21 protein-coding genes and 1 pseudogene are annotated in these 25,134 nt (G+C 72.8%); 7 read left to right on the top strand and 15 right to left on the bottom strand.

Annotated features, from left to right (window positions below):
* Positions 1-26: 26 nt before the first annotated feature.
* Positions 27-425, top strand: coding sequence for a pyridoxamine 5'-phosphate oxidase family protein (locus ACFV6E_RS05235; RefSeq protein ID WP_385163283.1), 399 nt, complete (start codon positions 27-29; stop codon positions 423-425).
* A gap of 198 nt (positions 426-623) precedes the next feature.
* On the top strand, positions 624-1,655 hold the full coding sequence (locus ACFV6E_RS05230; RefSeq protein ID WP_385459477.1) for a phosphotransferase: 1,032 nt from the start codon (positions 624-626) through the stop codon (positions 1,653-1,655).
* 31 nt (positions 1,656-1,686) lie between these two features.
* Here the strand turns inward: ACFV6E_RS05230 and ACFV6E_RS05225 are convergent, their stop codons facing one another.
* Positions 1,687-3,252, bottom strand: coding sequence for a protein kinase (locus ACFV6E_RS05225; RefSeq protein ID WP_385459475.1), 1,566 nt, complete (start codon positions 3,250-3,252; stop codon positions 1,687-1,689).
* A gap of 368 nt (positions 3,253-3,620) precedes the next feature.
* On the opposite strand from ACFV6E_RS05225, the gene ACFV6E_RS05220 reads away from it, so the two are divergent.
* The gene (locus ACFV6E_RS05220; RefSeq protein WP_385459616.1) at positions 3,621-5,273 is read left to right on the top strand and encodes a protein kinase; all 1,653 of its coding nucleotides are present in this window, start codon (positions 3,621-3,623) and stop codon (positions 5,271-5,273) included.
* Between the two features lie 283 nt (positions 5,274-5,556).
* On the opposite strand, the gene ACFV6E_RS05215 is transcribed toward ACFV6E_RS05220, so the two are convergent.
* Positions 5,557-6,099, bottom strand: coding sequence for a bacterial proteasome activator family protein (locus ACFV6E_RS05215; RefSeq protein WP_385163290.1), 543 nt, complete (start codon positions 6,097-6,099; stop codon positions 5,557-5,559).
* A gap of 238 nt (positions 6,100-6,337) precedes the next feature.
* Between ACFV6E_RS05215 and ACFV6E_RS05210 the strand changes: the two genes are divergently transcribed.
* Positions 6,338-7,192 carry a hypothetical protein gene (locus tag ACFV6E_RS05210; protein ID WP_385459473.1) on the top strand — a complete coding sequence of 285 codons (855 nt, stop codon included), beginning with the start codon at positions 6,338-6,340 and terminating at the stop codon, positions 7,190-7,192.
* Between the two features lie 73 nt (positions 7,193-7,265).
* Here the strand turns inward: ACFV6E_RS05210 and ACFV6E_RS05205 are convergent, their stop codons facing one another.
* Complete coding sequence (locus tag ACFV6E_RS05205) at positions 7,266-8,246, bottom strand: NAD(P)H-quinone oxidoreductase (protein ID WP_385163295.1); 981 nt, start codon at positions 8,244-8,246, stop codon at positions 7,266-7,268.
* A 215-nt stretch (positions 8,247-8,461) separates the two neighbouring features.
* A pseudogene (locus ACFV6E_RS05200) lies at positions 8,462-9,106 on the bottom strand (potassium channel family protein); the annotation flags it as partial.
* 363 nt (positions 9,107-9,469) lie between these two features.
* Between ACFV6E_RS05200 and ACFV6E_RS05195 the strand changes: the two are divergent.
* Complete coding sequence (locus tag ACFV6E_RS05195; RefSeq protein WP_385163427.1) at positions 9,470-10,540, top strand: potassium channel family protein; 1,071 nt, start codon at positions 9,470-9,472, stop codon at positions 10,538-10,540.
* Here the strand turns inward: ACFV6E_RS05195 and ACFV6E_RS05190 are convergent.
* The 6 genes from ACFV6E_RS05190 to pdhA all read right to left on the bottom strand — a co-directional run bounded on the left by ACFV6E_RS05190 (position 10,516) and on the right by pdhA (position 17,200).
* Positions 10,516-10,716, bottom strand: coding sequence for a hypothetical protein (locus ACFV6E_RS05190; RefSeq protein WP_385459471.1), 201 nt, complete (start codon positions 10,714-10,716; stop codon positions 10,516-10,518). The genes ACFV6E_RS05195 and ACFV6E_RS05190 overlap by 25 nt on opposite strands.
* Positions 10,689-12,296 (bottom strand): molybdopterin molybdotransferase MoeA, encoded by a 1,608-nt coding sequence (locus tag ACFV6E_RS05185; protein ID WP_385459469.1) that lies wholly within the window; start codon positions 12,294-12,296, stop codon positions 10,689-10,691. Before ACFV6E_RS05185 ends, ACFV6E_RS05190 begins: the two co-directional genes overlap by 28 nt.
* Positions 12,293-13,300 carry an NTP transferase domain-containing protein gene (locus tag ACFV6E_RS05180; protein ID WP_385163304.1) on the bottom strand — a complete coding sequence of 336 codons (1,008 nt, stop codon included), beginning with the start codon at positions 13,298-13,300 and terminating at the stop codon, positions 12,293-12,295. The genes ACFV6E_RS05185 and ACFV6E_RS05180 overlap by 4 nt, the downstream gene beginning before the upstream one ends.
* Before the next feature lie 143 nt (positions 13,301-13,443).
* Complete coding sequence (locus ACFV6E_RS05175) at positions 13,444-15,030, bottom strand: 2-oxo acid dehydrogenase subunit E2 (protein ID WP_385459467.1); 1,587 nt, start codon at positions 15,028-15,030, stop codon at positions 13,444-13,446.
* Positions 15,030-16,034, bottom strand: a complete 1,005-nt coding sequence (locus ACFV6E_RS05170) for an alpha-ketoacid dehydrogenase subunit beta (RefSeq protein WP_385163309.1) — start codon at positions 16,032-16,034, stop codon at positions 15,030-15,032. Before ACFV6E_RS05170 ends, ACFV6E_RS05175 begins: the two co-directional genes overlap by 1 nt.
* Entirely contained in the window at positions 16,031-17,200 is a 1,170-nt protein-coding gene (gene pdhA, locus ACFV6E_RS05165) for a pyruvate dehydrogenase (acetyl-transferring) E1 component subunit alpha (protein ID WP_385163312.1), read from the bottom strand. Before pdhA ends, ACFV6E_RS05170 begins: the two co-directional genes overlap by 4 nt.
* A 174-nt stretch (positions 17,201-17,374) precedes the next feature.
* Here pdhA and ACFV6E_RS05160 point away from each other — a divergent pair, with 174 nt between their 5' ends.
* Positions 17,375-17,875, top strand: a complete 501-nt coding sequence (locus tag ACFV6E_RS05160) for an Lrp/AsnC family transcriptional regulator (protein WP_385163316.1) — start codon at positions 17,375-17,377, stop codon at positions 17,873-17,875.
* Positions 17,876-17,905: 30 nt separating this feature from the next.
* On the opposite strand, the gene ACFV6E_RS05155 is transcribed toward ACFV6E_RS05160, so the two are convergent.
* Both ACFV6E_RS05155 and ACFV6E_RS05150 read right to left on the bottom strand, forming a co-directional pair.
* Complete coding sequence (locus tag ACFV6E_RS05155; RefSeq protein WP_385163319.1) at positions 17,906-18,496, bottom strand: TetR/AcrR family transcriptional regulator; 591 nt, start codon at positions 18,494-18,496, stop codon at positions 17,906-17,908.
* Positions 18,493-20,007 carry a 3-hydroxyacyl-CoA dehydrogenase gene (locus ACFV6E_RS05150; protein WP_385163321.1) on the bottom strand — a complete coding sequence of 505 codons (1,515 nt, stop codon included), beginning with the start codon at positions 20,005-20,007 and terminating at the stop codon, positions 18,493-18,495. Before ACFV6E_RS05150 ends, ACFV6E_RS05155 begins: the two co-directional genes overlap by 4 nt.
* Before the next feature lie 148 nt (positions 20,008-20,155).
* On the opposite strand from ACFV6E_RS05150, the gene paaN reads away from it, so the two are divergent.
* Complete coding sequence (paaN, locus tag ACFV6E_RS05145; RefSeq protein ID WP_385459465.1) at positions 20,156-21,847, top strand: phenylacetic acid degradation protein PaaN; 1,692 nt, start codon at positions 20,156-20,158, stop codon at positions 21,845-21,847.
* Positions 21,848-21,875: 28 nt separating this feature from the next.
* Here the strand turns inward: paaN and ACFV6E_RS05140 are convergent, their stop codons facing one another.
* From ACFV6E_RS05140 to ACFV6E_RS05130, 3 genes are read right to left on the bottom strand one after another with little or no spacing between them, the layout of a single operon-like run.
* Positions 21,876-22,646, bottom strand: coding sequence for a TrmH family RNA methyltransferase (locus ACFV6E_RS05140; RefSeq protein WP_385459463.1), 771 nt, complete (start codon positions 22,644-22,646; stop codon positions 21,876-21,878).
* A gap of 10 nt (positions 22,647-22,656) precedes the next feature.
* A complete protein-coding gene (locus ACFV6E_RS05135; RefSeq protein WP_385163329.1) occupies positions 22,657-23,937 on the bottom strand; it encodes an HTTM domain-containing protein in 1,281 nt (426 codons plus the stop codon).
* Entirely contained in the window at positions 23,934-24,878 is a 945-nt protein-coding gene (locus tag ACFV6E_RS05130) for a DUF5819 family protein (protein ID WP_385459461.1), read from the bottom strand. The genes ACFV6E_RS05135 and ACFV6E_RS05130 overlap by 4 nt, the downstream gene beginning before the upstream one ends.
* Between the last annotated feature and the right edge of the window lie 256 nt (positions 24,879-25,134).

Raw genomic sequence — 25,134 nt, 5'->3', positions numbered from 1 at the left:
GCCGGGCGTGCCCCAGATTGGAGGGCATGCCCACAGCCGAACAGCTCGCCGTGGACCTGCTCGGCCGCACCCGGCACGGCCGGGCCGCCACCAGCGTCCGCGCGCTGCCCGTCCTCGCGGTCGCCCGCCACATCGTGGTGGACGGCCGCGTACTGCTGCGGATGCACGGCGGCGGCTACCACCGCGCCTGCGCCGGCACCGTCGTCGCCTACGGCTCGGACAACCTGGGCACCGCCCGTCCTGGTGAGGGCCGTTGGTCGGTGCAGATCGTCGGCCGGTGCGAGAGCGTCCGGCCGACCCCGGCGCAGCTCGCGCTGTTCGGCCCCTCGCCCGGCCTGATCGACGGCCGGCCCTACGACCCGGCCCACCTGGTCATCGAGCCGCGGTTCGCCACCGTGCACCTCTGGGACGAGGAGCGGAAGTAGGTCTTCGCACCTCTGGGACAAGGAACAGACGCAGGGGGCAGGGGCAGGGGCAGGGGCAGGGGCAGGGGCAGGGGCAGGGGGAGGTATTTCGCGCCACGGCGGCCGGAATGGGCACAGCGGGCACGCAGTGTGACAGAGAACGACTGCCTGTGACAAGGGCGAGGTCAGCGCCCCGTCCGGTGCCCTACCATCTGGCGCGTGCTGCGCTCATCTGTACCACCCCCTGCGTTTCACGCGCCCCCGCTGAGTGCCGTCCTGCGCCGATACCCCGCCGGGACCGTGCTGACCTGCGAACCCGTCGAGCAGGGGCTGCTCAACCGCGGTTACCGGCTCCGCACCACCCGCGGCCGGTACTTCCTCAAGCACCACTTCGACCCCGAGACCGCCGACCCCGCCGCCATCGTCCGTCAGCATCAGGCCACCCAGCGCCTGGCCGGGCTGGGCGTACCGGTCGCCCCGCCGCTGACCGGCAGCGACGGCCGCACGGTCACCGTCGTCGGCGGCCACGCCTACGCCCTGCACCCCTGGATCGAGGGCCGGCACCGGCACGGCGGCCAGCTCTCCCGGGAGCAGTGCCGGCGCCTCGGCGCGCTCCTGGGCATCGTGCACGCCTGCCTGGAGCAGGTGATGCCCGCGGACGCCCGGATGCCCGCACGCCCGGCGGACGGCGCCGACCCGGCGGACACCTTCGCCCTCATCGAGGACCTGCTCGCCCTCGTCCGCCGGCACCGCCCGTCGGACGCCTTCGACGAACTGGCCGGGCACCGGCTCCTGGAACGGCGCGCCCTGCTCGCCCAGCACGCGCACCGGCGGCCCGCACGGGGCGGCTCGGTGGGCTGGGTGCACGGCGACTTCCACCCCTTCAACCTGCTCTACCGCGGCGGCGAACCGGCGGCGATCGTCGACTGGGACCGGCTCGGCGTCCAGCCGCGCGCCGAGGAGGCGGTCCGCGCCGCGGTGATCTTCTTCGTCCGCCCGGTCGGCACCCTGGACCTGACGAAAGTGCGGGCCTACGCGCGCGCGTACCGGCGTTCCGCGGGGGCCACGTCCCAGGAGCTCGCGGCCGCCGTGCACCGCGTGTGGTGGGAACGTCTCAACGACTTCTGGATACTGCGCTGGCACTACGAACGCGGTGACACGCGCGCGGACCCGCAGTTCCCCGCCGCCTCGGCCCTGGCCGTGTGGTGGACGCGGAAGTACGAGGCGGTGTGCGAGGCGTTCACGGGCTGAACGCCTCGCACAGGTGCCCGGACACGGCCTCTCAGCCGGTCAGGCCGCCGCCGGCGTCGGTGCCCTCGTCGTCGCCCACCGGGTCGGTCGACGCGGTGTCGTCGTCGCTGGGCGTGGAAGGGGCGGAGGACGTCGGCCGCTTCGTCGGCGTCGTCGAGTCCCCGTCGTCGTCGCCCGTCGGCTCGTCCTCGGCCTGGCTGGACTGGCTCTCGGACGGCGTCCACGACGGCGAGTAGTCCGAGCCGGTGCCCGAGTCGGTGTTCTCCTGCGTGGCCTCGTCCGTCGCCTCGTCCGTGGCGTCGTCGCTCGGACTCTCGCTGGGGTCCTTGTCCTCCTTGGACGACGTCGAGGTGGGCGACTGGCTGGTGCCGGCGCCGCCACCGCCTTCGTCGTTCGCGCTGTTCAGAGCCAGCGCGACGCCCGCCGCGATGGCGATCACCGCGAAGACGGCGAGGATCCACAGCTTGCCGCGGCCGCTGCCGTGGTTGCCGTGCCCCTCGAAGCCGCCGTCGTCCGCACCGGGCGGGGGCAGAATCGGCGCCGGGATCTGCGTGGTGCCGGAGTCGCCCGGGTGGGGAAGCACGCTCGTGCCCGCGAAGCCCGCCGCCGGGGTCTGCCGGCCGTCGTGCGCGTCGACGGGCCCGGTGTTCCAGGTGCCGGTGTGCCCGCCCTGGTCGTACAGCATCTGGAGCCCGTACTGGACCAGGCCGCGCATCTCCTCGGCGGTCTGGAAGCGGTCGTCCGGCTCCTTGGCCAGCGCGCGCATCACGAGCCCGTCGAGCTCGGGCGGCGACGACGGCGCGACCTCGGAGGGCGGTACGGGGATGTCCTGGACGTGCTGGTAGACCACGGACAGCGGTGTCTCACCGGTGAACGGGGGCCGCAGCGCGAGGAGTTCGTACAGCAGGCAGCCGGTCGCGTACAGGTCCGAGCGGTGGTCGACCGCCTTGCCGAGCGCCTGCTCCGGGGAGAGGTACTGCGGGGTGCCCATGACCATGCCGGTCTGGGTCATCGTGGACTGCGCGCCGTGCAGGGCGCGCGCGATGCCGAAGTCCATCACCTTCACGGCGCCCGTGTCGGTGATGATGACGTTGGCGGGCTTGATGTCGCGGTGCACGATGCCGTGCTGGTGCGAGTAGGCGAGCGCTTCCAGGACACCGGAGACGATGATCAGCGCCTGTTCGGGCCCGGGGGCCTCGGCGTTGAGCAGCAGATCGCGGATCGTCCGGCCCTCGACGATCTCCATCACGATGTACGGGACGACCCCGTGGCCGACGACGTCCTCGCCGGAGTCGTACACGGCGACGACCGCGTGGTGGTTGAGCCCCGCCACCGACTGTGCCTCGCGGGTGAACCGGGCCTTGGAGACCGGGTCCTCCGCGAGATCGGACCGGAGCAGCTTGACCGCGACGGTGCGTCCGAGGCGTACGTCCTCGGCCGCGAACACCTCGGCCATGCCGCCCCGGCCGAGTCTGCGGGTCAGCCGATAACGGCCGTCGCCGACCAGCCCGCCGTTGCCCCAGGTCTCCGGCGCGTCTGACATACCGCCGCCACTCGCCTCGGGGTCGGACGGGCCCTGAGCGCGCTGCTGTGCCATCAGTCCTCGCCGTCGTTTCTGCCCGCGGTCTGCGCGGTGGTTGTTACGGTCTCCGTCGAGCCACGCTACAGGCTCCGCGCAATGCGTCGGTCCGACTTCGATTCGAGTTGGAATCCATCGGGATCCAGATGGACCGGTCATGAAACCCGCAGCGGGGGCCCACGTGCAAATCCTGTGTACCGGCCGTACGCCCCCTGTAACGCTTGCGCGACGCTTCTTTCGCGTACGGTCACGGAACGGGCACCGAGCTTGACGTGTCAGTGCCCTCGGGCAGACTTGGCCGGGAATAGCACGTGGATCACTGACATTCGAACCAAATGCGGGAGCCGACCAGCCGCTACCGCCCGCGCCGATGGGGGACGCAGAACATGAGCCAGGACGGCGCACAGGGCCGGTACGCGGGGCGTGCGGTCGCCGGCGGGCGCTACCAACTGCGGGATCTGCTCGGCGAAGGCGGCATGGCCTCGGTGCACCTCGCGTACGACTCGGTGCTCGACCGTCAGGTCGCCATCAAGACACTCCACACCGAGCTCGGGCGCGAACAGGCCTTCCGCGAGCGGTTCCGCCGCGAGGCCCAGTCCGTGGCCAAGCTCACGCACACCAACATCGTCTCGGTCTTCGACACCGGCGAGGACGACCTCGACGGCCTGACCACGCCGTACATCGTCATGGAGTACGTCGAGGGCAAGCCGCTCGGCTCGGTCCTCGACGCGGACATCCAGGCCTACGGCGCCATGCCCGCCGACCGCGCCCTGAAGATCACCGCGGATGTGCTGGCCGCCCTGGAGATCAGCCACGAGATGGGCCTGGTCCACCGGGACATCAAGCCGGGCAACGTGATGATGACGAAGCGCAACGTCGTCAAGGTCATGGACTTCGGCATCGCGCGCGCCATGCAGTCCGGGGTCACGTCGATGACCCAGACCGGCATGGTGGTCGGCACCCCGCAGTACCTGTCGCCCGAGCAGGCGCTCGGTCGCGGCGTCGACGCGCGCAGCGACCTGTACTCGGTCGGCATCATGCTCTTCCAACTGGTCACCGGGCGCCTGCCGTTCGAGGCGGACTCGCCGCTGGCCATCGCGTACGCGCACGTGCAGGAGGAGCCGGTCGCGCCCTCCTCGATCAACCGCTCGCTGCCCCCGGCCGTGGACGCGCTGGTCGCCCGCGCGCTGAAGAAGAATCCGAACGAACGCTTCCCGAGCGCCGAGGCGATGCGCGACGAGTGCCTGCGCGTCGCCCAGTCGTTCCAGGCCGCCGCCCCGAGCATCGTCCCGGGCGCGCAGACCGCGAGCGGGGCCGGCGTCGGCTCGGCCGTCTTCCCGCCGGTCGACCAGGCGGCCCCGGCGCCGACCGGCCCGGTGCAGACCCCGTACCAGCCGGGCCCGTACGGCCCGCCGACCCCGGCGCCCGCGAACTCGTCGTACGGCTATCCGCAGCACAGCGGCTACCAGGCACCGCCGCAGACCGCCGCGTACTCCCATCAGCAGGGCACCTCGACCCCGCCGCCGTACAACATCGCGCCGCACAACACCGGGCACAACGCGGGCCAGAACAGCGGCGGTCCGGGCGGCCGCAGAAGCAACAGATCCGTGGTGATCGGCGCGATCGTCGTGGCGCTCATCGCGATCGGCGGCCTGGTCACGGCCCTGTCCCTGAACAAGGGCAGCGACGACGACAAGGGCGGCGGCACCGAGGCCAGCTCCTCCGCAACGGCGTCCGAGGGCGCCGATCACAAGGGACCCGACGAGACGAAGACGATCGAGTCGACCGAGTGCACGGAGCCGGAGGAGTCGTACAACGACCCCGACAAGATCAAGGTCCCGGACTTCTCCTTCAAGTACATCAAGTCGGTGAAGTCCTGCTTCCAGGCCGCGGGCTGGACCATGAAGATCAAGAACGTCGACGAGAACACCTACGGCGAGGGCACGGTCATGGACCAGTTCCCCTCCGCGGGCACGGACGTCGACCCGGAGGACATGCCGGACATCGAGCTGAGCGTGTCGACGGGCGACCCGGCGTAGCGCCCGCGTCCGCGACACCCACGCGCGCGAAGGGCCCGGGGCACGGTGTGCCGGGCCCTTTCGTCGTCCGTGTGCGGTGCGACCGGGTCCGTGGCCGGTGCGGCCTGGAGGTGTCGTGTCGCGTTGTGTCGTACGGGTGTCGTGTCGGCTGTAGGCGGGTGCCGTGCCGTCCGGGTGTCGTATCGGCTGTAGGCGGGTGCCGTGCCGTCCGGGTGTCGTATCGGCTGTAGGCGGGTGCCGTGCCGTCCGGTGTCGTGCCGGCTGTAGGCGGGTGCCGTGCCGCTCAGAGGTACGGGCCGCCCTGGCGGCCGGCCGTGTGCGGGTCCTCGTCCCCCTCGCCGCCGCCGACGCCCGGCGGCAGCGCCCGGCGCATCTGCTCGAGCTGGGCCCTGGCCGCCATCTGCTGGGCGAACAGCGTGGTCTGGATCCCGTGGAAGAGACCCTCCAGCCAGCCGACGAGCTGGGCCTGCGCGATCCGCAGCTCCGCGTCGCTCGGCGTCCCCTCGTCCGTGAACGGCAGGGAAAGCCGCTCGAGCTCCTCGACGAGCTCGGGCGCGAGACCGTCCTCCAGCTCCTTCACGGAACTGGCGTGGATCTCCTTGAGCCGCACCCGGCTGGCCTCGTCCAGAGGAGCCGCGCGCACCTCCTCCAGCAGCTGTTTGATCATGCTGCCGATGCGCATCACCTTGGCGGGCTGCTCCACCATCTCCGTCACCGGGATCTCGCGGGAGTCCTCGTCCCCGGCGCCACCGAGAGCCAACCCGTCCTGGCCGACGACCAGGATGTTCGGGTTCTCCGGTGACCGTTCGTTCCTCGGCATCTCCATGCCGCCATTCTCTCGCACTTGTCCACCTCACCACGGTGGTGCCCCCTGCGCGGGGTGATCCACCGTGTACGAAACGGTGGCTATCGTCCGACTCCGGACGGACCCGCCTCCGACTCCGGACGGGCCGGCCTCCGACTCCGGACGGGCCGCGGCAATCGCCCGAGATGCCGGGATCGACACCTCGTGTGAGGCTGATCCCGTTGATCTTGGCGACTCCGCACGGGAGGGGGTCACCGACGTGACTCCGAAGCTCCGCAGCCGGCGGGCGGGCGGCCCCGGGCCGCGCGTGGCGGGGCTGGGACTGCTGCTGGCCCTGACATGGGCCGGCGGCGCCACCCAGATGCCACACGCCGCGGCACTGCCGTACGGCACCGCTTCGTCGTACGGCACCGCTTCGTCATACGGCACCGCTTCGTCGTACGGCAGTGCAGCGGCGTACGACACCGGCTCGTCCTACGCGACCGCCGGGGCCGCAGTCGAGACGGCGGCCGTCGAGGACGCGGGGTCGGTGGCCGACGCCTCGGGGGATCCGTCCCCGGCCGCGTCCGCGCCTTCCTCCGAACCCGCTTCCGACCCCACCTCCGACCCGGCCTCCGACCCGGCCTCCGACCCAGCGTCCTCGACCGAGGGGTCCGACGGGTCCGACGCGTCCGATGTCTCGGAGCACGGGCAGGCCCGGGAGAAGCCCGCGAGCACCGACCCGCCCCGGGCCGGACACCCCGCGGGCGAGGGCCGGGTCCGTCCGGGCCGCGAGAGGGCAACGCCGCACGGCGAGGACGCCGACCCGGTCCGGCGGGACCGCGACCCCGCCGATCCCGCCCATCCCGCCGAGCAGAGGGAGAGGGAACGGGGGACGGAGAAGGGAAAGGAGGGGGAGGTCGGCGAGTCCCCAGGGTCGGCGGACGGCGGCGCGGCCGAACCGTCCGGTGACACCACGCGCGCCCCCGCCTCCCCCGCCCCGGCCGGCACATCCGTCGTCCGTACCGCCGAGCAGGAGCCGGTGCTGCGCATCCTGCCGCTGGGCACCGGCCTGGTCCTGGTCGGCTGCGGCCTGGCGCTGGCCTTCGTCGCCCTGCGGGTACGGCGCGGCTGACCCGGCCGCTCGCACCCGTACCCGCACCCGCACACGCACACCCACCCGCACCCGCACCCGCGGTTACGAACAGCTACGGCACGACGAGCAGCACCTTGCCGCTGTGCGAGCTCTCCTCCAGGACCCGGTGGGCGTCGGCCGCCCGGTCCATCGGCAGCTCGCGGTCCACGATCGGCCGTACGTGACCGGCCGAGATCAGCGGCCACACGTGCTCGCGGACGGCGGCGACGATGGCAGCCTTCTCGTTCAGCGGACGCCCGCGCAGCGAGGTCGCGCTGACCGCGCCCCGCTTGCCGAGCAGGGTGCCGATGTTCAGCTCGCCCTTGGTGCCACCCTGCATGCCGATGATCGCGAGCCGTCCGTTGACGGCCAGCGCCTGGACGTTCCGGTCCAGGTACTTGGCGCCCATGTTGTCCAGGATGACGTCGGCGCCGACGCCGTCGGTGGCCCGCTTCAGCTCCTCGACGAAGTCCTGCTCGCGGTAGTTGATGAGGATGTCGGCGCCGAGGTCGGCACAGAACCGCAGCTTCTCCTCGGTCCCCGCGGTGACGGCGATCTTCGCGCCGACGGCCTTCGCGAGCTGGATCGCCATCGTGCCGATACCGCTGGAGCCGCCGTGCACGAGCAGCGTCTCGCCGGGCCTGAGGTGGGCCACCATGAAGACGTTGGACCAGACGGTGCAGGTCACCTCGGGCAGCGAGGCCGCGTGGTCGATGCTCACGCCCTCGGGCACGGGCAGCAGCTGCCCCGCCGGGACGGCGACCTTCTCCGCGTAACCGCCGCCGGAGAGCAGCGCGCACACCTCGTCGCCCACGGCCCACCCGGTGACGCCGGGGCCGAGCGCGGCGATCCGCCCGGAACATTCGAGACCGGGGTACGGGGACGCGCCGGGCGGCGGGTTGTAGTGGCCCTGGCGCTGCAACAGATCGGCGCGGTTGACGGCGCTGGCCACCACGTCGATCAGCACTTCGCCCTCGCCGGGCTCGGGATCCGGGACGTCGGCCCACACCAGCGCCTCGGGTCCACCGGGTTCTGGAATCGTGATCGCTCGCATGCCCGCGAGGCTACTCCTGGGACCCGTGACCTCAGCGGACGCCCACGACGGAGCCCCGCGAACCGGCCTCAGGGACCCACACCGACGGTGCCCCGCGACCCCAGCCTCACGGAACCCGCACGGCAGCGACCCGCGACCTCAGCCTCACGGAACCGCACGACGGTGTTGAGCCCCGGGCCTCACGGAACCCGCACGACGGTGTTGAGCCCCGGGCCTCACGGAACCCGCACGATGGTGATGAGACGGTCCGTCATTTCCAGTCTGCCGATGGCCGGGTCGTCGTAGCCGAGGACTCGGTGGCCCCGTACGACGCTCACCACCAGGTCGTCGGTCTCGCCCACGCCTCTGCCGACCTCGGCCTTTATGACCGGCCGTTCCACGATGTCGAGCCCGCTGCCCTGCTGGATCAGGTCCTCCATCACCATGCCCGCGCTGGGGCTGAGCACCGACAGGCCGAGCAGCCGGCCGGCCGCGCTGGCGCTGGTGATCACCGCGTCGGCGCCGGACTGGCGCACCAGCGGCGCGTTCTCCTCCTCGCGCACCGCGACCACGATCTTCGCGTCGGGATTTATCTGCCGGGCGGTCAGCGTGACCAGGACCGCCGTGTCGTCGCGCTGCGTGGCGACGATGATCTTCCGGGCCCGCTGCACCTCGGCGCGCAGCAGCACATCGCTGCGGGTCGCGTCCCCGACGACCCCCGCGAACCCCTCGGCCGTCGCCGCGTCGATCGTCTTGGAGTTCGGGTCGACCACAACGACCTGGTTCTTCTTCAGGCCCGTGGCACAGACGGTCTGTACGGCCGACCGGCCCTTGGTGCCGAATCCGACGACGACGGTGTGGTCACGCACAGCGATCCTCCAGGGAATTAGGCGAACGTCACCCGCACCGACGTTACCCACACCGGGTGACAAGATCCGTCAGCATGGTGCAGGCGCCGACCGCCGGACGCCCGTCGGACACCTAGCCTCGGGAGCATCGCGATGAAGGATGGGCAACAACCTCCGCCCCGGCCAGCCGTACCCGCGACGGACGCGCGGGGCCGGGACGCACCCGGGACGGGCGGGTCACTCGGCGGGAACGCGCCCCTCCGAGGAGGGAGCGGACCCTTCGGGGGAGGGAGCGGACCCTTCGGGGGAGGAAAGGGACCCTTCGGCGGGGGAAGCGGACCCTTCGGCGGGGGAAGCGGCGCGGGCGGGCTCGGCGGGACGGGCCGGTTCTCGATCCTGCGGTCGCTCTGGTACCGGTCGCGCTCCGAGGCCAAGGACGACGCGGACGCGGGCCGCTCCATCGTCCTGCCCGAGGAGGGCGGCGTACCGCCGCTCCAGCAGGTGCTGCGCCGGCTGGCCATGGCGCTGCTGGTCCTCGCGTTCACCACCCTGCTGGTCTGGGTCGACCGCGACGGCTACAACGACAACTCCGACGGCCCGGTCGACCTCCTCGACGCCGCGTACTACGCCACCGTCACCCTCTCCACCACCGGTTACGGCGACATCACCCCGGTCAGCGACGCCGCCCGGCTGGTCAACATCCTGGTCGTGACGCCGCTGCGCGTGCTGTTCCTGATCATCCTGGTCGGCACCACCCTGGAAGTCCTCACCGAGCGCACCCGCCAGCAGGTCCGCATCCACCGCTGGCGCTCCCGGATGCGCAACCACGTCGTGGTCGTCGGCTACGGCACCAAGGGCCGGCACGCCATCGAGACGCTGCGCGGCCAGGGCATCCCCAAGGAGAAGATCGTCGTCGTCGATCCGCAGCGCAAGACGGTCGACGCGGCGAGCAGCGACGGGCTGGTGGCGGTGCTCGGGGACGCCACCCGTTCCGACACTCTCCTCAGGGCCGAACTCCAGCGGGCCGCCCAGGTGATCGTCGCCCCGCAGCGCGACGACACCGCGACGCTGGTAACGCTGACCGCGCGCCAGCTCAACAAGCGCGCCACGATCGTCGCGGCGGTACGGGAGGACGAGAACGTGCCGCTGCTGAAGCAGAGCGGCGCCGACATGGTGGTCACCAGCTCCAGTTCGGCCGGCCGGCTACTGGGCGTGTCGATGGCCAGCCCGCACGCCGCGGACGTGCTCGAAGGGCTGATGACCTACGGCCGCGGCCTCGATCTCGCCGAACGCCCGGTCGCCAGGCGGGAGATCGGCCGTTCCCCGCGCGAGTGCCCGGACCTGGTCGTGGCCGTCGTACGGCACAAAAAGCTGATCGACTACGCCGATCCGGACGTCGCCCCGCTCCAGGCCGGCGACCGGCTGATCACCATCCGGCAGGCTTACTCCGGCGTGCGGGACGCCTGAGAACCGACCGAGGCCGGTACGGATTCCGTCCCCTTCAGGTCCCGGTCCCGGTCCCGGTCCCGGTCCAGATCCCGGTTCAGGTCCAGGCCCGCGTCCCGGTCCAGGCCCGCGTCCCGGTCCAGGCCCGCGTCCCGGTCCAGGTCCCGGTTCAGATCCCGGTTCCGGTGAACGACCACGGCAGGTCCAGAAGTTCGAGCTCCTGGCCGGACCGGGCGCCGCCCGGCGGGACGACGGCCAGGGCCTCGGCCGCCGCGATGCCGCGCAGCATGGCGGGACCGTTGTAGTGCAGCGGCACGGCCAGTCCGGCCCGCAGCGCCACGGGCACCAGCCGGGTGTCGTACGGGTGGCCGTGCACGTCCTCCCCGAGCGGCAGCGTGTACGGCTCCGGCGCCGCGCGCCCGGCGAGCACGCGCAGCAGCGGACCGGCGAGCGTGAGCAGCCCGGAGACGGCGGCGAGGGGGTTGCCGGGCAGGCCGACGAGGTGCTGGCCCTCCTTGACGCGGGCCAGCAGCATGGGGTGGCCGGGGCGCGCCTCGACCCCGTCCACGAGGAGTTTGGCGCCCAGGCGTCCGAGGATCGGGTGCACGTGGTCGACGGGGCCCGCGGCCGTACCGCCGGTCGTGACGATCACGTCGGCGTCCGAACCGCTGATCGCCCGGTACAGGGCCTCGGCGTCGTCGCCGAGCCGGCGCACGTCGGTCACGTCCGCGCCCAGGGCGCGCAGCCAGGGCGGGAGCATCGGGCCGAGCGCGTCCCGGATCAGCCCCTCCCGGGGCAGCCCCGTGGTCAGCAACTCGTCACCGAGCACCAGCACTTCGGCGCACGGCCGGGGCAGGGCGGCCAGCGTGTCGTACCCGGCCGCCGCGGCGAGCCCCAGCACGGCCGGGGTGACCAGGGCACCGGCCGGCAGCAGCTGATCGCCGCTGCGGCACTCCTGGCCCCGCGGCCGGATGTCCTGCCCGTGCGTGAGCCCTGAGGGCGCGGGGAGCGCCGTGTGCAGGCGCCCCCTGTCGTCGAGGCACCCGTGCTCGCTGCGCAGTACGGCGGTGGCGTCCTGCGGGATCCGCGCCCCAGTGGCGATGCGTACCGCCTCGCCGTCGGTGAGCGCCGCCGGTTCCGCATGCCCGGCGAGCACCCCTTCCGCCCGTACGGTCCAGGGGCCCGGCCCCGCCACCGCCCACCCGTCCATCGCGGACGTGTCGAAGGAGGGCAGATCCGTGAGCGCCGTCAGCGGCGCGGCGAGGGTCAGCCCGAGGGCGGCGTCGAGCGGTACGGAGACGGGGGCGCGGCGCGCACGGCCACCTCCCGCGCGCGCGGCGACGGCACGCGCCTCGGGCCAGGGGGTGGCGGCGGCTCTGTGGTGGCCGTGCCGTGCACCTCGTCGTGCGTGTGGCTGCCCGCCACCGGGTGCGGACCCCGGCGTCGGCCGCGGTTCCTTCTTCGACTCCTCGCGCCCCGGCCCCGGGACGGGCTCCAGCCCCAGGACGGGCTCCGGCTCCGGCTCCGGCTCCGGCTCCGGCTCCGGCACCGAGTCGCTGGTGGAGGCGGTCGGGGCGGCAGGGGCTGCGGAAGTCGTCGGGGCGGGAGAAGTGGTCGGGGTGGCGGGAGTGGTCGAGGTGGCAGGAGTGGTCGGGCCGTCCCCCCTGACCAGGGCGATGGCCTCGTCCATGGCGAGGTCCTCGGCCAGGGCGAGCTCCTCGGCCGTCGTGAGCTCGCCGTCCGGCCGGCCCGCCCGGGTGCCGCGGGCGGCCGTCATCCGGCGTCCGGGCGGGCGCCCGGCCCGGCGTCGGCGGCGTCCTCCTCGGCCCAGGCGAGGGCGAGCGCCGCCGCCTTGCGGGCCGCCTCGGCCACCGCCTCCGGCCCGCCCTCGGCCTGCGCTGCCGCGTACCCGACCAGGAACGTCGTCAGCGGCGCCGCGGGCCTGGCCACCCCGTGCGCGGCGTCGCGGGCGAGATCGAGCAGAACGCCGGTGTCGACGTCCAGCTCGATGCCCAGCTCGTCCTTGACTGCGGAAATCCATTCATCCAACACGTGCCCATGCTCCCTGATGCGTGACCGAGCGGCGGCGATGTCGTCCCAGGTGTCGCAGTCGAAGGACGCGACAGGGTCGGAGATACGGGTGAGATCGAGCGCGGCGGTCAGCCGCCGCAGGGGCAGTCCCGTCAGGGCGCCGCCGTGCCCGGCGGCCAGCGCGTCCAGCTCCCGGCGCAGCGCCCGCGCGCGGTAGGCGGCCACGAGCGGCTGGTCCCGGCCGTCGGGATCGGTGACCAGGACGCCGTCCACGGCACGGGACCCGCTCTCCGGGCGCAGCGCCGTCAGCAGCCGCCGCACCGTCCCGTCGCCGAGGAACGGCAGATCGGCGGAGAGGACGACGACGTACTCGGCGGTGGTCTGCCGCAGGCCGGCCTCCAGGGCGGCGACCGGGCCCGCGCCGGGCGGGTCCTCGCGCGCCCACCGCACGGGCCGCGCGGTGGTCCGCGGTTCGGCGACCACCACGGTGGTCGCGGCATCGGCGCACGCGGCGAGCACCCGGTCGAGCAGCGCCCGCCCGCCCACGCGCACCCCCGGCTTGTCGGCACCGCCCAGCCGCCGCGCGGCCCCGCCGGCCAGCACGACGGCATCGTGAACGACGGCATCGTGAACGACGGGAACGCCGGTGACGCCGCTGACACCAGTAGCGCCGGTGACACCGGGGACGCCGGAGACACCGGAGACACCGGGTCCGTCCGAGGGCTCGTACGCGGGCTCGTACGCGGTCATCCCCCGAGTATGAGCGCCCGAAGATGCTGCTTCCAGCCGCTCAGTACCGCTTCCCGGCAGCTCAGTACCGCTTCCCGGCAGCTCCGGAGTACTTCCCGGCAGCTTCGGGTACTTCCCGGCAGCTTCGGGGTACTTCCCGGCAGCTACAGCGTGCGCAGCAGTACCGCCGGCTGTTCCACGCAGTCCGCGACATGGCGCAGGAAGCCGCCCGCCGTGCCGCCGTCGCAGACCCGGTGGTCGAAGGTGAGCGAGAGCTGTACGACCTGCCGCACCGCCAGCTCGCCCTGGTGCACCCATGGCTTGGGCACGATCCGGCCGACGCCGAGCATGGCCGCCTCGGGGTGGTTGATGATCGGGGTGGAACCGTCGACTCCGAAGACGCCGTAGTTGTTCAGCGTGAAGGTGCCGCCGGTCAGCTCCCCGGGCGTCAGCGTGCCGGACCGCGCCGCTTCGGTGAGCCGTGCGAACTCCGCGCCGAGCGACTCCGCGCCGCGCGCGTGGGCGTCCCGTACGACGGGCACCACGAGTCCCCGCTCGGTCTGCGCGGCGAAGCCCAGGTGCACCCGGTCGAGGCGGACGATCTCGCGGGCCTCCGTGTCGACCGTCGAGTTCAGCTCCGGGTAACGGGCCAGGGCCGCCGTGCAGATGCGGGCGAGGAGCGCCAGCAGCGAGATCTTCGGGCCGCCCACCGCGTTCATCGCCGCGCGCGCGTGCATGAGCTCCGTCGCGTCGGCGTCCACCCAGCAGGTCGCCTCGGGTATCTCGCGCCGGCTGCGGGAGAGCTTGTCGGCCACGGCACCGCGAACGCCCTTGAGCGGAATCCGAGTACCGCCGTCCGCTCCGGACGGACCGGCCGCCGTGGAGACGGAGTCCGCGTCGAACCCCGGTACGGTCGCCGGCACGGCCGGTAGGGACGCGGGCACACGTTCCTGTACGGGCGCGGGCACGGGCGTCTGTACGGGCGTGGCCGCCCGCCCGGCCGCGGCCCGCAGCGCGTACTCGACGTCCGCCCGCAGGATCAGCCCGTCCGGTCCCGATCCGTCCAGCTCCCGCAGGTCGAGCCCGTTCTGCCGGGCCAGCCGGCGCACGAGCGGGGAGATCACCGGCACCGGCCCCGCACCCGGCGCACCGAAATCACCGCCACCGTCCGCTTCCCACGGCTCCGCCGTCACGGTCGAAGCCGACGAGGTTGATGCCACGGGTGCGCCGTCGTGAGGCCGCGCGGGAACGCCGTCGTACGGCCGCCCGGAGGCACCGGAGGTGTCGTCGCGCCCGTGCCCGGAAGCGCCGTCCTGAGGCCGTCCGGGGGCCCCGTCGTGAGGCCGCGCGGGAGCGGCGCCGCCGTGCCGGCGGACCGGTGCCGGCTGCGGCGGCCGCACCCGGCGGCGACGTGCGGGCGCCGCCCCCGTGCCGTAGCCCACGAGCACATTGCCGGAACCCTCGTCGCCCTCCGGGGAGGCCGGGGCCGCCGGGGTCTCCGCGGACGCACCGACCGCCACCGTCAGCAGCGGTGCGCCGACGGGCAGCTCGGTGCCCTCGTCACCGAAGCGCGCGGTGACCACGCCCGCGTAGGGGCACGGCACCTCGACCATCGCCTTGGCGGTCTCCACCTCGACGACCGGCTGGTCCACCGCGACCACGTCGCCGACCTGGACGAGCCAGTGGACGATCTCCGCCTCGGTGAGCCCCTCCCCGAGGTCGGGCAGCCTGAATTCCAGCACCTGGGCCATCAGCTCTCCGCCTCCCACTGCAACCGCGCCACCGCGTCCAGGATCCGGTCCACACCGGGCAGGTGGTGCCGCTCCAGCATCGGCGGCGGGTACGGGATGTCGAACCCGGCCACCCGCAGGACCGGCGCTTCCAGGTGGTGGAAGCACCGCTCGGTGATCCGCGCGGCGATCTCTCCGCCCGGTCCGCCGTAGCCACCCGCTTCGTGCACGACGACCGCCCGCCCGGTCCGCCGGACCGACGCGCACACCGTCTCGTCGTCGAACGGCACCAGGGAGCGCAGATCCACGACTTCCAGGTCCCACCCTTCCGCCCGCGCCGCCTCTGCCGCCTCCAGGCAGACGGGCACGGACGGCCCGTACGTGACGAGCGTGGCGCTTCGGCCCGGACGGCGCACGACCGCCCGGCCTATGGGTTCAACGGTCCGCGGCTCCTCCGGGTTCCAGGAATCCTTCGACCAGTACAGGCGCTTGGGCTCCAGGAAGACGACCGGGTCGTCCGAGGCGATGGCCGCGCGCAGCAGCCCGTAGGCGTCGGCGACCGTCGCGGGCGTGACGACATGGAGCCCCGGAGTCGCCATGTAGTACGCCTCGGATGAGTCACTGTGGTGCTCGACGCCGCCGATGCCGCCCCCGTAGGGGACCCGGATCGTGATCGGCAGCGGCATCGCCCCGCGGGTGCGGTTGCGCATCCGCGCGACATGGCTGACGAGCTGCTCGAAGGCCGGGTACGCGAACGCGTCGAACTGCATCTCCACCACCGGGCGCAGCCCGTACATGGCCATGCCGACGGCCGTGCCGAGGATGCCCGCCTCGGCGAGCGGCGTGTCCGTGCAGCGGTCCTCGCCGAACTCCTCGGCGAGCCCGTCGGTGACCCGGAAGACGCCGCCGAGGGTACCCACGTCCTCGCCCATGACATGGACCGCCGGGTCGTCCGCCATGGCGTCGCGCAGTGCGCGCCCGAGCGCCTGCGCCATGGTGGCCGGTTTGAGGGCAACCGTCGTCATCGCCCGGCCCCTTCCGTCCCGTGGTGCCCCGTCCCGTGCCTGTTGTCCGCCTCCGCGTCCAGCTCGGCCCGCAACTGAGCCCGCTGCTCCAGCAGTTGCGGCGTCGGCTCGGCGTAGACGTGCGCGAAGAGGTCCATCGGGTCGAGCGCAGGGTCCTGGTTCATGCGCTCGCGCAGGTCCGCCGCCATCGCCTCGGCGTCCTCGCGGGCGGCCCGTATGCCGTCCTCGTCGAGCAGCCCGCGCTCGGTCAGTTCGCGCTCCAGGAGGGCGATCGGGTCGTGCCCGCGCCAGGTCTCGACCTCCGCGTCCTGCCGGTAGCGGGTGGCGTCGTCGGCGTTGGTGTGGGCGTCGATGCGGTACGTCAGGGCCTCGACGAGGGTCGGACCGCCGCCCTCGCGCGCGCGGCGCACGGCTTCGGCGAGCACCTCGTGCACGGCGACCGCGTCGTTGCCGTCGACCAGGCGGCCCGGCATCCCGTACCCGACGGCCTTGTGGGCCAGGGAGGGCGCCGCGGTCTGCTTGGCCAGCGGGACGGAGATGGCGAAGCCGTTGTTCTGCACCAGGAAGACCACCGGGGCCTGCCACACGGCCGCGAAGTTCAGCGCCTCGTGGAAGTCGCCCTCGCTGGTGCCGCCGTCGCCGACCATGGCGAGCGCGACCACGTCGTCGCCCTTGAGCCGGGCGGCGTGCGCGAGGCCCACGGCGTGCGGGAGCTGGGTGGCGAGCGGGGTGCACAGGGGCGCTATGCGGTGCTCACGGGGGTCGTATCCGGTGTGCCGGTCGCCGCGCAGCAGCGTCAGCGCCTGTACGGGGTCCAGGCCCCGGGCGACGGCCGCGAGCGTGTCCCGGTAGCTGGGGAAGAGCCAGTCGCGCTCCTCGAGGACGAGCGCGGCGGCTACCTCGGCCGCCTCCTGCCCGGTGGTCGAGGGGTAGACGGCGAGACGGCCCTGCTTGGTGAGCGCGGTGGCCTGCGCGTTGTAGCGGCGGCCGCGGACCAGCTCCGCGTACAGGCGGCGCAGCAGGCCGGGGTCGGCCTTTGTGGCGGCCTCGGTGCCGAGGACGCGGTGGGGCAGCGCGTCCGGCAGCAGCGGCGCGGGGTCGGTGCGGGGCTGCCAGGCGGGCGGCGGTGTGGGCCGGTAAGCGCCCCGCTGCTCCATGACCGTCATGACGGCACCTCCTCAGGGGAGTGGCTGGAGAGGGGCGCCCCGTGTGACGCCCCTCACCTACCGATTGTTCGGTCGTCGGCACATTTTGGCTACAGGCACCGCCAGGCTGTGGACAAACGGTCCTGCACATCCTGAGATGGACGCAGTACGTCCATGGTAAGGAGGCGGGGGGACATGGCACCTGAACAAATGGCCGAGGGGCATGGCGACGGTACCGGCCTTCCACCGGCCCGTCCGCTGGACGCCATCGATCAGGACATCCTGCAAATGCTCCAGGCCGACGGCCGCGCCTCGATACGCTCCGTGGCCGAACGGGTGCACGTGTCACGGGCCAATGCCTACGCCCGTATCAACCGCCTCATGGAGGACGGCGTGATACGCGGCTTCGGAGCGCGCGTCAACCACGAACGCGCCGGGCAGGGCACCTCGGCGTACATCACGCTCAAGATCGTGCAGAACACCTGGCGCACGGTGCGCGAGCAGTTGCGCCTGCTGCCCGGGGCCGCCCACATCGCCCTGGTGGGCGGCGACTTCGACGTCCTGCTCCTGGTGCACACCCCGGACAACCGGGCGCTGCGCGAGCTGGTGCTCACCCGCCTCCAGGCCATTCCCGAGGTCCTGAGCACCCGCACGCTGCTGGTCTTCGAGGAGGAGGACCTGGAACCGCAGGAGTGACCGCCGCGCCCCGGGGCGCGGCGGACGGCCTCAGTCCTCGTTCCGCAGGCCCCCGAACACCAGCCGCGTGACCGCCTCGGCCACCTCGCGTTCGCCCATGCCGCGCCCGTCGGGGCGGTACCACTCCACGATCGAGTTGATCATCCCGAAGACCAGCCGGGTCGCGAGTCTGACCTCCACGTCGGCCCGTACGTCGCCGTCGGCCGCCGCCGCCTTGAGCAGCTCGGCCACCCGGTGGTCGAAGTCCCGGCGCCGCTCCAGCGCCCAGCGCTCGGTGTCCGTGTTGCCCCGCACCCGCAGCAGGAGAGTCACGTACGGCAGTTCCGCGGTGAGCACCTCGACCATGCGCCGCACCACGTACTCCAGGCGCCGCACGGAGCGCCCCTCGCGCGCGCGGTCCTCGTCCAGGATCCCGAAGAGGCCGTCCAGGGCCCGGCTCACGGCCCGCCGCAGCAGCTCCTCCTTGCCCGCGACGTGGTGGTAGATCGAGGACTTGGAGATGCCGGCCGCCCTGGACAGGTGCTCCATGGAGGTGCCGTCGTAGCCGCGCTCGTTGAAGACCTGGACGGCGACGGAGAGCAGCGTCTCCGGGGTGTACGTGTCGCGCTTGGCCGTGGTCATGAGGTGCCCTCCCGCTTGTCCGCGGCGTGTCCGTGGCGGTAGAGCGCCAGCGAGGGCGCGTAGCGGCCGCCCGGCTCGCGCAGGTTCAGCTCCTCCAGGAGATCGTGCGCCCAGGTCCTGCCCAGCCGCCGGCTCCATTCGAAGGGGCCCAGCGGGTAGTTGACCCCGAGGCGCATCGCGGTGTCGATGTCCTCCTCGGTGGCCACGCCCTTGGCGACGGCGTCGTGCGCGAGGTCGACGATCCGGGCCACCGTCCGGGCGACGATCATCCCGGGGGCGTCCCCGATGACGCTGACGTCCTTGCCGAGGGCCTGGAAGAGACCGATGGCCTCGGCGACCGTCCGGGGCGCGGTGTCCTGCGAGGCGGACAGGGCCACCCGGGTCGCCCTGCGGTAGTCCAGGGCCAGGTCGAAGTAGACGACGTCACTGAACTCGACGGACGTCTGGCCGTCCGCGAGGGCGAGCTGACCGCCGCCGGGCAGCACCAGCCGGGTGCCGTTGTCCTCGTCCTCCTCGCGGACCTGGATGCCCGCCTCGCGGATCATGCCGAGGAGTTCGGAGGCCGGTCCGAGGTCGCCCTCGACGGTGACGTACGCGGGCGGCGCGGCCGGCTCCGCGGTGTGCGGCTCGGGCCGCTCGGCCTCGTCCCCGTACGCGTACCAGCCGTGGCCCGTCTTGCGTCCGAGCCGGCCGGACTCGACCAGCCGCCGCTGGGCGAGCGAGGGCGTGAACCGTACGTCCTGGAAGAACGCCTGCCACACGGAGTGCGTGACGGATTCGTTCACGTCCTGCCCGATCAGGTCCGTCAGCTCGAAGGCGCCCATCCGGAAACCGCCCGACTCGCGCAGCACCGCGTCGATCGTGGCGGGGTCGGCGGCCTGGGACTCGTACACCGCGAAGGCCTCGGCGTAGAAGGGGCGCGCGATGCGGTTGACGATGAAGCCCGGGGTGTCGGCGCAGGCGACCGGGGTCTTGCCCCAGGCCCGTGCCGTCTCGTACGCGCGCGTGGCCGACGTGACGTCGGTCGCGAAGCCGGAGACGACCTCCACCAGGGGCAGCAGCGGCGCAGGGTTGAAGAAGTGGAGCCCCACGAAACGGCCGGGGCTGCGCAGCGCGCCGCCGATGGCCGTGACGGACAGGGACGAGGTGTTCGTGGCGAGCAGGCAGTCCTCGCCGACGACGTCCTCCAGGTCGCGGAACAGACGCTGTTTCACGTCGAGTTGTTCGAGCACCGCCTCGACCACCAGGGCGCAGTCCGCGAGCTCGGCGAGCTCGTCCGCCGGGTGCAGCCGGGCGCGCGCGGCGTCCCGGTCGGCGGCGCCGAGCCGGTCCTTCTCGACGAGCCGGTCGAGGCGGGCCCCGATCGCTTCGGCCGCCGCCCCGGCGCGTCCCGGCACCGCGTCGTAGAGGCGCACGGGGTGCCCCGCGACCAGCGCGACCTGTGCGATGCCCTGGCCCATGGTGCCGGTGCCGACGACCGCCACGGGGCTGCCGAGGTCGAGTGCTGTCATGCTCGCGATCCTCCCGCACGACGTTTTCCACAGATACGGCGGACCCCCTTGTCCCGACCGATCGTTCGGTTACTCTAACCCTGTCCGACCCGTCCTGCCCAGCTCGCGAGCTCGACGAAGAGCTCCGGAAACGAGGAGTTGGTCCCTGATGGCCGCCGAACCCACCGCGTCCGCCCTGGTCGCGCAGCACCGGCCCACCCTCGACCAGGCGCTGGAGGCCATCCGCACGCGCGCGTACTGGTCCCCGCACCCCGAGCACCCCAAGGCGTACGGGGAGCACGGCAGCCTGGGCCCGGCCGAGGGCAAGGCCGCCTTCGACGCCCTCCTGGGCACCCGGCTCGACCTGGACCAGCCCGGCACGGACGACTGGGTCGGCGCCGAGACCTCGCCGTACGGCGTCGAGCTGGGCGTGACCTACCCGCACCCGGACCTCGACGTGCTGCTGCCCGCGATGAGGGCGGGGCAGCGCGCCTGGCGCGACGCGGGCCCGGAGGTCCGGGCCGTGGTCTGTCTGGAGATCCTCAAGCGGATCAGCGACCGCACGCACGAGTTCGCCCACGCGGTCATGCACACCAGCGGCCAGGCGTTCATGATGGCCTTCCAGGCGGGCGGCCCGCACGCCCAGGACCGCGGCCTGGAGGCGGTGGCGTACGCGTACGCGGAGCAGGTCCGCACCCCGGACACGGCTCAGTGGAGCAAGCCCCAGGGCAAGCGCGACCCGCTCGTCCTGACCAAGCGGTTCGTCCCGGTGCCGCGTGGCGTCGCCCTGGTGATCGGCTGCAACACCTTCCCGACGTGGAACGGGTATCCGGGCCTGTTCGCCTCCCTCGCCACGGGCAACGCGGTCCTGGTGAAGCCCCACCCGCGCGCGGTGCTGCCGCTGGCGCTCACCGTCCAGGCGGCCCGCCAGGTGCTCGCCGAGGCGGGCTTCGACCCGAACCTGGTCGCGCTGGCCGCCGAGCGCCCCGCCGAGGGCATCGCCAGGACGCTGGCCGTCCGCCCCGAGATCCGCGTCATCGACTACACCGGTTCCACGGCGTTCGGCGACTGGCTGGAGGCCAACGCCCGCCAGGCGCAGGTCTACACGGAGAAGGCCGGCGTCAACACGGTGCTCGTCGACTCCACCGACGACTACAAGGGCATGCTGGCCAACCTGGCCTTCTCACTGTCCCTGTACAGCGGCCAGATGTGCACCACCCCGCAGAACCTGCTGATCCCCCGCGACGGCATCACCACCGACGAGGGCCCCAAGTCCTTCGACGAGGTGGTCTCCGGCCTCGCGCGCGCCGTCGACGGCCTCCTCGGCGACGACGCCCGCGCGAATGCCCTCCTCGGCGCCATCGTCAACCCGGACGTCAAGGCCAGGCTGGAGACGGCGACCGGCCTCGGCGAAGTCGCCCTCGCCTCCCGGGAGATCGTCAACCCCGACTTCCCGGACGCCGTGGTGCGCACCCCGCTGATCGTGAAGCTCGACGGCGCCAAGCCCGACGACGAGGCCGCCTACATGAGCGAGTGCTTCGGCCCCGTCTCGTTCGCGGTCGCCGTCGACTCGGCGGCGGCCGGCGTCGAGTTGCTGCGCCGCACCATCGCCGACAAGGGCGCGATGACGGTCGGCGCGCACACCACGTCCCGGGAGGTCGAACAGGCCGTCCAGGACGTCTGCCTGGAGGAGTGCGCCCAGCTCTCGCTGAACCTGACGGGCGGCGTCTACGTGAACCAGACGGCCGCGTTCTCCGACTTCCACGGCTCGGGCGGCAACGCGGCGGCCAACGCGGCGCTGTGCGACGGAGCCTTCGTCGCGAACCGCTTCCGGGTGGTGGAGGTGCGCAAGGAGGCGTGAGCCCGCGGGCGGGCCCCCTCCGGGAGTTTCAGACGGGTGCGCCCCCGAAGGCACTCCAGTGGTACAGCGTCATGGCCACGCTGGTCGCGAGGTTGTAGCTGGAGACCTGGGGGCGCATCGGCAGGGACACCAGGTGATCGGCGCGTTCGCGCAGTTCGGCGGTCAGGCCGCTGCGCTCCGAGCCGAAGGCGAGCACGGCGTCGTCCGGCAGCTTCAGCCCCCGGATGTCCTCGCCCTCCGGATCGAGGGCGAAGAGCGGCCCCGGCGGCAGCTCGGCCATCGTCAGCCGCTCCACCGCGGTCGCGAAGTGCAGTCCCGCCCCGCCGCGCACCACCGTGGGATGCCAGGGGTCGAGCGGCCCCGTCGTGATCACCCCGGTCGCCCCGAAACCGGCGGCGAGCCGGATCACGGCCCCCGCGTTGCCCAGGTTCCTGGGCTGGTCGAGCACGACGACGGGCGCCGTCCGCGCCGGGCTCGCCAGCGCCTCGAGATGGCCCTCCCGGGACGGGCGTACGGCGAGCGCGGCGACCTCGGTCGGATGCGGACGCGGTACCAGGGACCGCAGCGCCGTCTCCGGGACCTCGGCCAGCAGCCCGTCGACCGCCTCCCGGACGTCCGGCGCCAGTTCGTCGGCCAGGGCCAGCACCGCACGGCGGTCGGTGGTGACGGCCACCGGGATGCGGGCCTTGAAGCGCACCGCGTGCTTGAGAGCGTGGAAGCCGTCGAGCAGGACGGAGCCGTCGGCGAGCCGACGCCAGGCACGCACCGGATCGTCCGTACCGCCCACCGGATCATTCATGAGACGCAGCCTATGTCCCCGACACTGACGTCCCTGCCGCCGGCTTCTCTGCCGCTGACGTCCCCACGTGCGTCTCCTCGGGCCGCCCCGCGGCGGACGTCGGCCGCCCGGGAGGCCCCGGCGGCCCGGACAGGGCAGGGGTACGCCGGACGAGAACGCGTCCACGCGCGCGTACCGCCCATTTCTCCAGGCGGAGCAGGAAGGGCGTCGGCAGGAAGACCGCGTCGGCGGCGATCATCGCGAGCGAGAAGAACGGCAGCCCCAGGGCCACGGCGATCACGGAGTGCTCGGTCATCATGACCGCGAGGAGCACGTTCTTGACCCGCCGGTTGAAGAGCGCGAACGGGAAGGCGACCTGCACCGCCACCGTCCCGTACGTCACAAGGAGCACCATCGTGCCGTGCGCGGTCAGCAGATCGGAGAGCCACGGCCAGGGCGAGAAGTAGTCCAGGTGGAGCGGGTAGTAGACGGCGGTGCCGTCCTGCCAGCGCGAACCCTGGATCTTGTACCAGCCGGCGGTGGCGTAGATCAGACACGCCTCCGCCATGATCACCAGCAGCGCCGCGTTGTGCACCAGGTTCGCCACGACGTCCAGGAAGATGCGCGGCTGAGGGGTGCGCGCCCGGTGGGTCGCAGCCCACCACAGCGCCTGCACCGCCCACAGACCCCACAGCACCGTCAGCCAGCCGCCGAACACACCGCCGTCGATCCGGCCCGCGGCCGTCCCCATGGCGAGGATGAGCCCGAGCACGCACCACAGGGCGGGGCCGACGCGATCGGGTCCTTCGCGCTCCCCGCGCGCGCGTGCCTCACGCAGGAGCCGGTCCCGCCGCGCGTCCAGCGACCACACCTGCCCGCATCTTGTGAACACCAGATAGATCGCCATCAGGTGGATGACGTTGTCGCCGCCGTCCCCCATGAAGACGCTGCGGTTCTGGAGGGAGAGCACTCCGATCATGAAGAGCACCGACAGCGTCCGGGTGCGCCAGCCGAGCAGCAGCAGGGCGCTCGACAGCAACGCGGCCCCGTAGACGATCTCGAACCAGATCTGGCTGTCGGACCACATCAGGACGGTGAAGGCGTGATTGCCGGCGATGAGCTGCTGCGCCGCGTCCCAGCTCCAGGTCGCGTCGGGCCCGTACATCTCCTGCCGGTGCGGGAACTCGCGCAGCAGGAAGAGCAGCCAGGTGGCGGTGAGACCGATCCGGATCACGGCACTCTGGTACGGGCCGAGGGCCGCCTCGGTGACGCGGGAGATGCCGCGCGCGACGGACAGCGCGATCGCGTTCACCGGTCGCCCTCCTCCGCTTCGTCCGCCGGCACCTGCCACCAGGGCAGCTCCCGGTACACCGGTTTGTCCGACACCTTCTCCTGGCTCCACTCGGGCGGCGGCACGTTGGTGGTACGTGAACGGACCTGGATCTGTTCGACCGGGCCGTCGTCGCCGTCCGGCCGCGCGCGGTCGAGGCGCAGCGTGACGATGCGGCGCAGATAATCCTCGGAGAGGTCGCCGCGCAGCCCTGCCGGGCGGTTCTCCCCGTCGTGCGAGGTGACGTAGAAGTCCCAGGCCCGGCGCAGTTCGTTCTGCTGGGTGTGGCTCGGCAGCGGATTGCCGTCGATGTCCGCGCCGTCCTGCGCGGACAGGTCGTACCAGCCGGTCGTGCGGTGTCCGCCGTCCGCGGTACGGACCTCCGCGCGGACCTGGACCGCGATGTTCTGCTGGAGCGGGTTGGGCGCGAAGAGCTTCCAGTTCTGCTCGAACTCCGGGTAGACCCAGTCGTCGATCGCCCGGCCGTGCTGCTTGGTGGCCGTGTTCGAGGGTGCGACGTGCAGGAAGACCATCGCCAGGTGGACACAGGCCGCGACCGTGACCAGGGCGAGCGCGAGCGCGGCGCCGATCCGGTAGGGCAGCGAGAGCGCGGCGAGCCCACGCCGGTCCACGCCCAGGTCGGCCTCCGGGGACGGCGACGGAGGGGGGCCGACCTGGGCGGGCGGGGGCGGGACAGGTGGCGGCACCTCGGGTACGGGCACGGCCGCCGCGTCCGATACCGCCGGCTCCTCCGCCACGGAGCCGCCGACTCCGTCAGCTCGGTCGCCTCCGTCGGCTCGGTCGGTCCCAGCGGCCTCGTCGGCCCCATCGGCTCCGTGGGTCCCGTCGGACCCGTCGACCCCGTCGGACTCGTTCGGCGGTGGCCCGTGCCGGGGGGCCGATTCCTCGTCGTGCGCGTCCATTCCGCCCCGCTCCGCTCCCGAATCCGGTTCGCTTTCCCGCATTCCCCGCCAGCCGGCCCTATGGCGTCGTGAACGGAGGGTGCCGCGCCGTACCGCACGTGCCGCGACGTTCGAACCGGAACGGTACTCAGACCGGTGGCCCCGCACAGCCCCCACGGGCACAGCGGCCACATCGGAAGCCGTGAGGTTATCCACAGCGGTTGACACCTTACGGCCCTCACCCGACCATGGATTCGAGCTAACCGAACGATCGGTC

This window comes from Streptomyces sp. NPDC059785, assembly GCF_042732375.1.
In the GTDB taxonomy this organism is placed as follows: domain Bacteria; phylum Actinomycetota; class Actinomycetes; order Streptomycetales; family Streptomycetaceae; genus Streptomyces.
The sequence above is the reverse complement of the archived record's forward strand: the minus strand, read 5'-3'. Positions and strand labels throughout refer to the sequence as shown.

Excerpts from the sequence above, each read along its gene's own strand:
- ACFV6E_RS05235 (WP_385163283.1), top strand. The coding sequence starts at position 27 with ATGCCCACAGCCGAACAGCTCGCCGTGGACCTGCTCGGCCGCACCCGG.
- ACFV6E_RS05225 (WP_385459475.1), bottom strand. The coding sequence starts at position 3,252 with ATGGCACAGCAGCGCGCTCAGGGCCCGTCCGACCCCGAGGCGAGTGGC.
- ACFV6E_RS05220 (WP_385459616.1), top strand. The coding sequence starts at position 3,621 with ATGAGCCAGGACGGCGCACAGGGCCGGTACGCGGGGCGTGCGGTCGCC.
- ACFV6E_RS05215 (WP_385163290.1), bottom strand. The coding sequence starts at position 6,099 with ATGGAGATGCCGAGGAACGAACGGTCACCGGAGAACCCGAACATCCTG.
- ACFV6E_RS05205 (WP_385163295.1), bottom strand. The coding sequence starts at position 8,246 with ATGCGAGCGATCACGATTCCAGAACCCGGTGGACCCGAGGCGCTGGTG.
- ACFV6E_RS05185 (WP_385459469.1), bottom strand. The coding sequence starts at position 12,296 with ATGACGGCCGCCCGCGGCACCCGGGCGGGCCGGCCGGACGGCGAGCTC.
- ACFV6E_RS05180 (WP_385163304.1), bottom strand. The coding sequence starts at position 13,300 with ATGACCGCGTACGAGCCCGCGTACGAGCCCTCGGACGGACCCGGTGTC.
- ACFV6E_RS05175 (WP_385459467.1), bottom strand. The coding sequence starts at position 15,030 with ATGGCCCAGGTGCTGGAATTCAGGCTGCCCGACCTCGGGGAGGGGCTC.
- ACFV6E_RS05170 (WP_385163309.1), bottom strand. The coding sequence starts at position 16,034 with ATGACGACGGTTGCCCTCAAACCGGCCACCATGGCGCAGGCGCTCGGG.
- pdhA (WP_385163312.1), bottom strand. The coding sequence starts at position 17,200 with ATGACGGTCATGGAGCAGCGGGGCGCTTACCGGCCCACACCGCCGCCC.
- ACFV6E_RS05160 (WP_385163316.1), top strand. The coding sequence starts at position 17,375 with ATGGCACCTGAACAAATGGCCGAGGGGCATGGCGACGGTACCGGCCTT.
- ACFV6E_RS05155 (WP_385163319.1), bottom strand. The coding sequence starts at position 18,496 with ATGACCACGGCCAAGCGCGACACGTACACCCCGGAGACGCTGCTCTCC.
- ACFV6E_RS05150 (WP_385163321.1), bottom strand. The coding sequence starts at position 20,007 with ATGACAGCACTCGACCTCGGCAGCCCCGTGGCGGTCGTCGGCACCGGC.
- paaN (WP_385459465.1), top strand. The coding sequence starts at position 20,156 with ATGGCCGCCGAACCCACCGCGTCCGCCCTGGTCGCGCAGCACCGGCCC.
- ACFV6E_RS05140 (WP_385459463.1), bottom strand. The coding sequence starts at position 22,646 with ATGAATGATCCGGTGGGCGGTACGGACGATCCGGTGCGTGCCTGGCGT.
- ACFV6E_RS05130 (WP_385459461.1), bottom strand. The coding sequence starts at position 24,878 with ATGGACGCGCACGACGAGGAATCGGCCCCCCGGCACGGGCCACCGCCG.